At 47.7% G+C, this 10,197-nt stretch carries 8 protein-coding genes; 4 read left to right on the top strand and 4 right to left on the bottom strand.

Going from position 1 to position 10,197, the window contains the following annotated elements; all coding sequences use genetic code 11:
* Positions 1 to 590 precede the first annotated feature (590 nt).
* The 4 genes from P2W76_RS14880 to P2W76_RS14865 all read right to left on the bottom strand — a co-directional run bounded on the left by P2W76_RS14880 (position 591) and on the right by P2W76_RS14865 (position 4,267).
* A complete protein-coding gene (locus tag P2W76_RS14880; RefSeq protein ID WP_276348683.1) occupies positions 591 to 959 on the bottom strand; it encodes a hypothetical protein in 369 nt (122 codons plus the stop codon).
* Between the two features lie 57 nt (positions 960 to 1,016).
* Positions 1,017 to 1,661 (bottom strand): DUF6266 family protein, encoded by a 645-nt coding sequence (locus P2W76_RS14875; protein ID WP_276348681.1) that lies wholly within the window; start codon positions 1,659 to 1,661, stop codon positions 1,017 to 1,019.
* 455 nt (positions 1,662 to 2,116) lie between these two features.
* The gene (locus P2W76_RS14870; RefSeq protein WP_276348680.1) at positions 2,117 to 2,386 is read right to left on the bottom strand and encodes a hypothetical protein; all 270 of its coding nucleotides are present in this window, start codon (positions 2,384 to 2,386) and stop codon (positions 2,117 to 2,119) included.
* 1,455 nt (positions 2,387 to 3,841) lie between these two features.
* Positions 3,842 to 4,267 carry a helix-turn-helix transcriptional regulator gene (locus tag P2W76_RS14865; RefSeq protein ID WP_276348678.1) on the bottom strand — a complete coding sequence of 142 codons (426 nt, stop codon included), beginning with the start codon at positions 4,265 to 4,267 and terminating at the stop codon, positions 3,842 to 3,844.
* A 426-nt stretch (positions 4,268 to 4,693) separates the two neighbouring features.
* On the opposite strand from P2W76_RS14865, the gene P2W76_RS14860 reads away from it, so the two are divergent.
* The 4 genes from P2W76_RS14860 (at position 4,694) to P2W76_RS14845 (ending at position 10,148) form a co-directional block, all read left to right on the top strand.
* Entirely contained in the window at positions 4,694 to 5,839 is a 1,146-nt protein-coding gene (locus P2W76_RS14860) for a BamA/TamA family outer membrane protein (protein ID WP_276348676.1), read from the top strand.
* 61 nt (positions 5,840 to 5,900) lie between these two features.
* Positions 5,901 to 7,253, top strand: coding sequence for a hypothetical protein (locus tag P2W76_RS14855; protein WP_276348674.1), 1,353 nt, complete (start codon positions 5,901 to 5,903; stop codon positions 7,251 to 7,253).
* Between the two features lie 26 nt (positions 7,254 to 7,279).
* A complete protein-coding gene (locus P2W76_RS14850; protein ID WP_276348672.1) occupies positions 7,280 to 8,779 on the top strand; it encodes a serine hydrolase in 1,500 nt (499 codons plus the stop codon).
* 91 nt (positions 8,780 to 8,870) lie between these two features.
* Entirely contained in the window at positions 8,871 to 10,148 is a 1,278-nt protein-coding gene (locus P2W76_RS14845) for a serine hydrolase domain-containing protein (protein ID WP_276348671.1), read from the top strand.
* Positions 10,149 to 10,197 lie beyond the last annotated feature (49 nt).

The raw sequence follows: 10,197 nt of genomic DNA, 5'->3' as shown, positions 1-10,197 counted from the left end.
TGTCGTTGACGAGATCCCCGACTAAATCGGGGAAGAGTCTCACCGCGCTGCACTCGCAACGTTTAATCGTAGGTGGCGGGGGTATTCTCCCCTGACTTGATCAGCGGTCTCCTCATGGGCATGCGCAGCATATGCCCGCCGAGGTATTTCAATGATCCGAAATCAAAGCTCCAGCATAGCTGTAATTTTTGTTTGCAGAGCTAAATGTCCCAGCCAACACTGCGGCGGCAGCCGCGTGTCGTTGACGAGATCCCCGACTAAATCGGGGAAGAGTCTCACCGCGCTGCACTCGCAACGTTTAATCGTAGGTGGCGGGGGTATTCTCCCCTGACTTGATCAGGGGTCTCCTCATGGGCATGCGCAGCATATGCCCGCCGAGGTATTTCAATGTATCGGAAATCAAAGCTCCGGCATAGCTGTAATTTCTGTTTGTAGAGCTTAATGTCCCAGCCAACACTGCGGCGGCAGCCGCGTGTCGTTGACGAGATCCCCGACTAAATCGGGGAAGAATGCCCTTTACGCCTTGTGGAAATCCTTTTCTCGTTTCCCGCTTCCCATTTCTCATTTCTCGTTTCTCGCTTCCCGTTTCCCTACACCACCGCCTCCAGCACCTCAATAAATCCAAATAGTATCACCAAATAAAATCCCAGATAGATCACTACTTTCTGACCTGCAGTAAGCGATCTGAAGTTCGCTTCGAAGTGATGTTCTGAATAGCTCGCAAATACCGGCCAGATAGCTTTGATGATCCACCAGGTGGCGGCTTTGAAGATCAGCAGGGCTGAGACCGCCAGGATCACCGCGCTGTAGACCCCGGGATCGATCGCTGCCGCCGTTATATCGATCTGACGGATGAAGTAAGGATAAAGCAAAAAGATCAGGATGATCACAATAATAGCCGCAAGCTCCTTTCTCATGGGAAAGTGTGCGGGAAGAAAATATTTTTGAATGAGTTCCATTTTTTTAAGTTTAAAGTTTAAAAAAGCAGGGCTCTTCACCCTGCCGGTAATTATTAATTAAGCAACCACAATCTCGCCCGCATGAATGCTGGTAGAAAAGGTTTTCTTATCAGGTGTCATAAACGCGATCCAAACCTGAACTGTGTCGCCTGAGAACTCTGCAGGAAGGATGATTGTATCCATCACTGCAGGTCTTAGCGCCCCGTTCTCCAGGTTATAGACAAAAGCTGACTTTGCCGGATTGTAAATCAGGACCACAGCTTTGTCAGTTGCCTTGGCCGTTCCCGAATCAGAATTGTCTGCCCAGGCGATGTCAATCTCACCCGGGGTGGTTGAAGTGGCGAGAACGCCATATACACCGGTTAGGCTCCCCTTGCTAAAGAAGATCTTGGTATAGTCGATCTCAAAGTCAGGGTATATGCCGGTAATGGCATCAGACATCATCTCGGCTATGGCCACATTGTAACCAGTCTTTTTCGTGGCCAGGCTCTTATAACCCAGGTTCACGAGATTGCTTACAGGGCCAAGAAAGCCGTTAACAAGGCCAAACTTCGACCGGTGGATGAGCTGCAGATCTGATGGAGCCTTGGTTGTAGGCCTTGGCAAACTCCGCATGTAATCGATCCCATTCCAGGAGCTTCCAACTACAGTTCCGACCTTGCCGGAAAAGGCTCCAAGTATTCCTTTATTGTATTTTCCCATTGTTTCAAATTTTAAAGGGTTTAAAAAAAATATACTGTTGTACATGTACAGCACAAACGTGGGGAGAAGTGTCGGGGACTTGAAATTTTGGAACGAATTGACACGAATTGAATCGGTATGAAACGGTATGAGACACTTGAGGTCGGGGGTCGGAAGTCAGGGGTCGGAAACGGAGGCAGGAAACCGGAAAGGGCTTCTTGACGGAATAGGCATAGTGGACCGAAAACTGGAACAAGCGTGGTTGTCTGGCCGTTTATGAACTAAAATTAATAATAGTCTAAAAAAGGGGTTTTGTTTGTACCTTCTTCGTCTTTTGTTCGTCTCCAACCCCATTTTAGCTAGCGCCAGGGCAATAATAGACAAAGAAGGTACGAAGGAGAACACTAGAAGGTGGTTTAGAAATATTTCGGAGATGCTGGTCCCAATTTTGAAGTCAGCCAAATCGAAAACAGGCACTATTTCAAATACGCATCGCGGCTTGGGAAAATGCTCCCTAAATAGTAATAGGTGCGTTTCCCGCGTTGCTGATAGATAAAATTTTCCGGGTCGCGGATCCGTAGCAGGGTTGATTTACTGACACCTAATATTTTCTGCACTACGAGGTTGTCTTTCCACATCTCAGGATCAAATGGCGCCTCAAAATTCTTCTCGCGCAGAAGACTTATGATGACCTGTTGATTGGTCTCCATCTGTTCCAGAATTTGTATGATGCGCTTCTCTTCCACTTTGGAAAATTTGAATGCACAAATGTGTTGGAACGCCTGGAAAAACTCTAGTTTTTTAGTGACTAAGTTAGTCAGATGAGTGACTAAGTTATTTGGGAGGGTAACTTAAAATGACTAAGCGCTCATTATGAGGTACTTATCACAAACGATTTCGCTTCCATGACCCCGGAGGGGGTCAAATGTTTATAGAAATAATTCAAGGATTTTTTCCGACCCCGAAGGCGGTCGCATGTAAAAATATCATATAAGACCGGGAGGAAAAGGTGCTTGAGGTCCCCGCCTTCGAGGGGATGACAAGGGCAGCGGGGGGATTTGGGAGCAGGCTGTGAGCTGCCCGAAGCAGCCATGACCCCGGAGGGGTCAAATGTTTATAGAAATAATTCAAGGATCTTTTCCGACCCCGAAGGTGGTCGCATGTGTGCCGAGAGTTATAAACCTGCTTCAATAGTCAACCCGTCAACTAATTCCCATACACCGGATTCCTTTAAATAGCTTTGATATTGAATTTAAGGATGAATATGTTTCAATGGATTTTATGATATGATCCAGTTGTCACATACGACCACCTTCGGGGTCGGGAAAACGGAAAGGATGATTTTCTATAACATATGACCCTTTCAGGGTCGAAGGGAGCTGGGGGATGTGGAGGGCCGGTTTGGCAGGATGACGAGGTAATGTAAGACTTAGGAGGAAGACGTGCTTGAGGTCCCTGCTTTCGCAGGGATGACAAGGGCAGCGGGGGATTGGGAGCAGGCTGTGAGCTGCCCGAAGCAGCCATGACCCCGAAGGTGGTCGCATGTGTGCCGAGAGTTATAAACCTGCTTCAATAGTCAACCCGTCAACTAATTCCCATACGCCGGATTCCTTTAAATAGCTTTGATATTGAATTTAAGGATGAATATTTGTTTCAATGGATTTAATGATATGATCCAGTTGTCACATACGACCACCTTCGGGGTCGGGAAAACGGAAAGGATGATTTTCTATAACATATGACCCTTTCAGGGTCGAAGGGAGCTAGGAGATGTGGAGGGCCGGTTTGGCAGGATGACGAGGTAATGTAAGACTTAGGAGGAAGACGTGCTTGAGGTCCCCGCCTTCGAGGGGATGACAAGGGCAGCGGGGGGGATTTGGGAGCAGGCTGTGAGCTGCCCGAAGCAGCCATGACCCCGGAGGGGTCAAATATTTATAGAAATAATTCAAGGATTTTTTCCGACCCCGAAGGCGGTCGCATGTGTGCCGAGAGTTATAAACCTGCTTCAATAGTCAACCCGTCAACTAATTCCCATACACCGGATTCCTTTAAATAGCTTTGATATTGAATTTAAGGATGAATATGTTTCAATGGATTTAATGATATGATCCAGTTGTCACATACGACCAACCTTCGGGGTCGGGAAAACGGAAAGGATGATTTTCTATGACATATGACCCTTTCAGGGTCGAACCTGCCCTCTACTCCTCATCCCTAATATATTCCGTGTAATACCAAAATACCAGGGCGGCCATTGCTATACAAACAGTCAGGGCGATTTTGGTAAAAATAGATCCGATTTCTGCCCCATCCCAAAAGCCCCTGGCCATATCCCAGGCTGCTCCGGCAAGCAAAACACGGTAGGCAATCCTGCCGGGATAGGTTAGTGAGGATACCAGCTTTATCTTTTTAGCGTGATTCCAGCCTTTGGGCTTCAGTTCGGTTACCGGAACCCCGAGAAACTCCGCCAGCCGGGCGATGAACTCATCATCCGGCAACAATCTGCCTCTTTCGATGCGGGAATATTTGGTTTGTGAGATATTCATTTTGAGCGCGACGGCTTCCTGGCTGATGCCTGCCAGCAGACGCTTACGGCGGAGATTTTCTCCGAACTTGAAGATTTCCATTTTCTTTAATTTGAAGGTGAAAATTGATAATTTCGTTAATGGTGTGGTACAGTAATTCCATCTTTATGACAGAATGCTGCGGGGATGATGACTAATGCGGTGATCTTTAGATTTAATTTTTCCATAGGATTTGATTTTGATTGTTTATAATGGTTCGTTAGTATTCTTTTGCTGTGTGGGAACCAGACCGGAGTTACCTGCGACTGGCCGGTCATGATCATCTTTTTCTGAAGCGATTACCATTGGGGATTTGAAACCTGACTGTAATGCACCAGCTTTAAGTTAGTGAAAAATTAGCATTGTGCTTAAATTTGGACGGAATAGCAATACGGCCCTCCACCCAGCCACTTTCAACTCTCAACTTTCCACTTTCAACTTTCAACCCGATAGCTATCGGGTTTCAACTAAACCCTATCTTTGCCCGTCATGAAAAAACGTATTTTACTGCCCATCTTTTTACTATTAATTACATCTGTGGCGAGTAAGCCCTTGTTCGCACAAAAGAAACTGATCAGGAAACTATTCTCTAACAGCGCCGATACAACCCGTTCCAGCAGTTTTCTCGCACTTCCCGTCCTGGGATATGCACAGGAAACAGGAGTCGAGTTTGGTGCCGTGAGTTTATACTCCTTTTATACAGACCGCACCGACACCGTCACACGTGCCTCGCGGCTCACGGGCGTAGCTACATTTACCACTAAAAGCCAAAGCAACTTTCAGCTTAAAAGCGACATCTGGTCGCCGGGGAATAACTACCATTACACTTCCGAGCTGAGATATAAGAATTTCCCCTTCAACTTCTATGGTACCGGTAACAGTACCTTCCAGGCAAATGAAGACCGCATCACACAAAAACTATTCAGAATAAATTCAGGAGCAGAGAAACGCTTTGGCAAGATCACCTATACGGGCATCAACGCAAGTTTTGAAAGCTACCGTTTTATAGATAAGGCAGCCGGGGGAATCTATACCAACGATCCCTCTATCGTGGACCGCGATGGCGGGAAGGTGCTATTTATAGGGGTCTCGCAAATTATCGATAACCGGAATTCTAACACTTATACCACCAGCGGCTCATACCTTAAACTAAATTACTCCTACGCCCCCGGTCTGTTTGGCGGCGATAACTTCGACGGCGGCATGTTCAAAGCCGACCTCCGCAGCTTTAAAAGCTTCAGCAAAAAGCTGGTGCTCGGTGTTAACGGCCTGTATCAGACGATAGGAAATGGCGGTACGCCCTTTTACCTTTTGCCGCAGATGGGCAACGATGAAATGATGCGCGGCTATTATACCGGGCGTTACCGCGATGAGAATCTTTTGGCGCTGCAGGCCGAACTCCGGCTGAGGCTGAATCCGCGGTTCGGATTCGTAGGCTTTGCCGGCACAGGTACAGTTTACGGCAAGGGCAATTTCCGGGTCGGAGATCTTAAACCAAGTTTGGGCGGCGGTTTCAGGTATTTCTTTGACATCGAGAAAGGCCTTAGTGTAAGGATGGATTACGCCTTCGGCGAGAAAAGACCGGGTGAAGAAAGACAGAAAGGATTTTATTTAAGTTTGGGGGAATCGTTTTAATGTACAAAGGGTAATTTTACTATTTTGCATGTGATTTAACAGCATTTAGAAAGTTATCGCAATGAACAGATTAAAATACTTGCTATTCTTTACAGCAGGGCTTATCTGGTCATGTTCGGAAATGCATCCGGATAAAGACCAGGAACTGAATGCTCTCGCCGAAAGATATGTCCGGCTGGGACTATTCATTGGCCAGTATGATACCGACTTTGTGGATGCATATTACGGTCCCGACTCATTGAAGCCCAAAACAAAGCCCGCCGTTTTTCCTAAAGACAGTATTCTCAGCACGATTGCTGCCATGCAGGAGGAGCTGGCCGGTCTGTCAGGAAGCAGTTCGGACACGAATTCACAAAGGGCAAACTGGATGGCCGGGCAATTAACCGCTTTCGGGCGCCGGGTAAAGATCTTTACAGGTGAGACCGGTACTTTCGATGATGAATCTAAAGATCTTTTCGGCGTCAAGGCTCCTGAATATCCGGCAAACCACTACCAGCGCTTGATTGACTCGCTCGACCGCATTCTCCCGGGCAGCGGCAATGTTCAGGATCGTTTCCAGGTACTGGCCAAGCGGTTCATCATCCCCAAAGACAAGCTCGATACGGTGTTCAAAGCTACCATCGCGGAGGCAAGAAAAAGAACAGTAGCCCATTACGACCTGCCCGCCGGAGAGACTTTTACCCTGGGCTACGTGACCGGTAAGCCATGGAGCGGGTATAACTGGTACAAAGGCAATTACACCAGCGAGATCCAGATAAACACCGACACCCGGATATTTATTGAGCGTGCCATTGATGTGGGAAGCCATGAAAGCTATCCGGGGCACCATGTATACAATATGCTGCTGGAAAAAAACCTCTACCGCGATAAAGGCTGGGTTGAAATTTCCTTATACCCCTTGTTTAGCCCGCAATCTTTCATTGCCGAGGGCAGCGCTAACTACGGGATAGAATTAGTGTTCCCGGGCGATGAAAAGATCCGTTTCTCCAGGGACATTATCCTGCCGCTGGCGGGGTTGGACACTACGCATATTGGTTTGTACTTCAAAGCTCTGGCTATCCGCGGAAAGCTCAATTATGCAAGAAATGAAGCGGCCCGCGGGCTGGTCAATAAGACGATGACTGAGAAGCAAGCTGTCGACTGGTTACAGAAATACTGTCTTTACAATGAGGAAACCGCTTTGAAGTCGGTAGGCTTTGTGAAGAAATACCGCAGCTATGTCATCAATTACAATTACGGACAGGATGCGGTTGAACGGTATATCGAGCATGGACTGCAGGAGCAGTTAATCCAGGCTGGTGAAACAGCCGGTATGCCCGCGACCGGGAACATAAAGGAAGCCTCTTCCAGGCGGTGGAATATGTTCGAGAAGCTATTAAGCAATCCCACTACACCCGCAGAGCTGATCAAATGAGCCAGACTCACAACCTATAACCAGATATGAAAAGACTACTTTTACTATTGCTGTTCCCCCTGTGTGTAACTGCGCAAAGCACAGACTATACCGCTAAATACGGCGCCCTCGATGCTTATGCAAACGGCCTGCTTCAGCAATGGAACATTCCCGGAATGGGCATCGCCATTGTATACAAAGACAAGCTCATCTACAGCAAAGGTTATGGTTTAAGGGATATCGAAAAAAAATTGCCCGCAACCGAAACAACCATATTTCCTATTGCCTCTAACACCAAGCTTTTCACGGCAACCCTGGCGGCCCAGCTGGCAGTTGAAGGGACAGTAAGCCTGGACAAACCTATACGAAACTACATTCCGGAGATCAATTTTTATAATGAAGAACTGACGTCGCGGGTAACGCTCAGGGATATGCTGAGCCACCGCACCGGGCTTCCGGGATATGATGGTATATGGGTAAATTCACCTTTCAAAAGAACAGAAGCCCTTGCTAAGATCGCCCATATGAAGCCATCGCTGGGCTACCGGGAAGGTTATATCTATAATAATATGATGTTCACTACCTCTGGTTTGGTGATAGAACGGGTAACCGGCAAGTCATGGGAGGACAACGTACGCGAGAGGATCTTCAAACCGCTTGGCATGAACGCCAGCGGCTTCGCTGGCGAAGGTAAACGGCCGGCTGAGCATTCGCAGTCCTATTTTGATAATGAACAGGGAGACCTGGTTACGCGCACCTTCAGTTCACAATCGGAAACCCTGGGACCTGCAGGAACCATATATTCAAACATGAAAGATATGGGCAACTGGATGATAGCCCTGGTGAACAGCGGAAGATTTAACGGCAGGCAGGTTATCCCGGCAAGGGCTATTGCGGAAACTATGATCCCGCAAAACCTGTCAGACAAACGAGGCCGTTACAATGAGCTGTCAAACTCCATCTATGCCCTCGGCAGGATCGTTCAGATGTATAAAGGCACGAAGATGGTGAGTCATACCGGCTCTATCGACGGCTTCTATTCCAACCTGACCTATCTTCCGCAAGACAGCCTGGCAATTTTCATGGTACATAATTCAACCGCGGCAGGCTCGCTTCGTTCGGTGATGAACCTGCCGGTGATCGATATCCTGCTTGGGCGGGAGCCGACAGACTGGAGCGGCAGATACCGCAAGGATTATCTGGACGGACAGGAAAGAAGCAAGAAGCAGATTGATTCTATAAACGCCTCGCGTGTCGAAAATACGAATCCATCCCACCAGATACAGGCCTATGCCGGAACTTTCAGACATCCGGTTTATGGTGATATAACCATCGGCATCCAAAACAATTCTCTAACCCTTAAATACCGTGACCTCACTGCGGTGCTCAATCATTGGCATTATGATCAGTTCATTACCATGGACGAAGGCAAGGGTTTCCCAGATATGAGGATCAGTTTTAATACGAATAACAGGGGAGATATCGATAAGATAAGTACCCGGCCCTTTGGGGATCCGGCCGTGGATTTTGTGAGAACGGCAAAGTGATAAACTCTGCCGGAGTTTTAAAAAAAGAAAGGCGTGTGAATAAAGAGTACAGAAAATAAAGGCAAACCAAAAAGCAAAATAAAATACTGTTATGAAAAGAAATATATTATCGATCTTATTTGTGGTTGCCGGAGCGCTTAGCGCTTTTGGCCAGGTCATTACAACATCGACAGCTGAAGCTGCAGGCTTCTCGTCAGAACGTCTGAAACGCATTGATGCGGCAATGAACGAGTGGGTAGACAAGGGCTACCTGAATGGCGCATCGGCATTGATCGTACGCAACGGTAAAGTGGCCTATTATAAGGCGGCAGGTTATAATGACCTGGGCACAAAAACGCCCATGCCCAGGGATGGCATCTTCAGGATCGCCTCGCAGACCAAGGCTATCACCAGCGTAGCTATCATGATGCTTTTCGATGAAGGAAAATTACTTCTTAGTGATCCTGTTTCATTATATATCCCTTCATTTAAGGGGCAGTCAGTATTGGTGAAATTTAATCCCGCCGACACAACTTATACTACAGAACCGGCGAAGCGGGAAGTCACCATTAAAGATTTGCTGACACATACTTCCGGCATCGGTTATGCTCAGATCGGTTCGAGAGAAGCAAATGCCATTTATGCAAAAAGCAATCTCACTGCGGGGATCGGTATGCGTGACGCCAGCCTGCAGGATGCGATGTCACGGCTCGGCAAGCTACCGCTGATGCATCAGCCGGGTGAAAGATTTACCTACGGATTGAATACTGACGTCTTAGGTGCGTTAGTGGAAGTGGTATCAGGTCTTAGCCTCGACGAGTTTTTCCGCACCCGGATCTTCGAACCCCTGGGAATGAAGGACACTTATTTTAATTTACCCCAGGCCAAAGCAGCCAGGCTGGTGAATCTTTATACGGAAAAGCCGGATGGTACTCTAGTCAAGGCGAGTGCTCAGATGCTTAATGGACCAGTCACCCCAGCCTATCCGCTTGAGAAAACGACCTACTTTTCCGGAGGCGCAGGCTTAAGCTCTACCATTTATGATTACGCCATATTTCTGCAAATGCTGCTAAACAACGGTGAATATAATGGCAAAAGAATATTGGCACGCAATACCGTAAGAATGATGACAGTAAACCAGGTTGGAGAAGTGAGCATCAGCAATGATGATAAGTTCGGGTTGGGCTTCCAGATCGTTACCGAAAAAAGCAGCGGGCGCGCGCCTGCACAGGTTGGCACCTTCGGCTGGGGCGGTGCTTTCGGAACATCGTATTGGGTTGATCCCAAGGAAAAAATGGTGCTCCTGATCTACCGCCAGATGCAGGCAAGAACGCACAATGAAGTGATTGAAAAGTTCAGGGCGCTGGCGTACGGGGCGATCCAAGATTAGCTATGAGGTATCAGGTTTGAGGTATCAGGTCTGGGGCCGATATAACACG

It is taken from the genome of Daejeonella sp. JGW-45 (assembly GCF_029360805.1).
Classification (GTDB): Bacteria; Bacteroidota; Bacteroidia; order Sphingobacteriales; family Sphingobacteriaceae; genus Daejeonella.
Note: the sequence above shows the minus strand (reverse complement) of the source record. Positions and strands in the feature narration are given on the sequence as shown.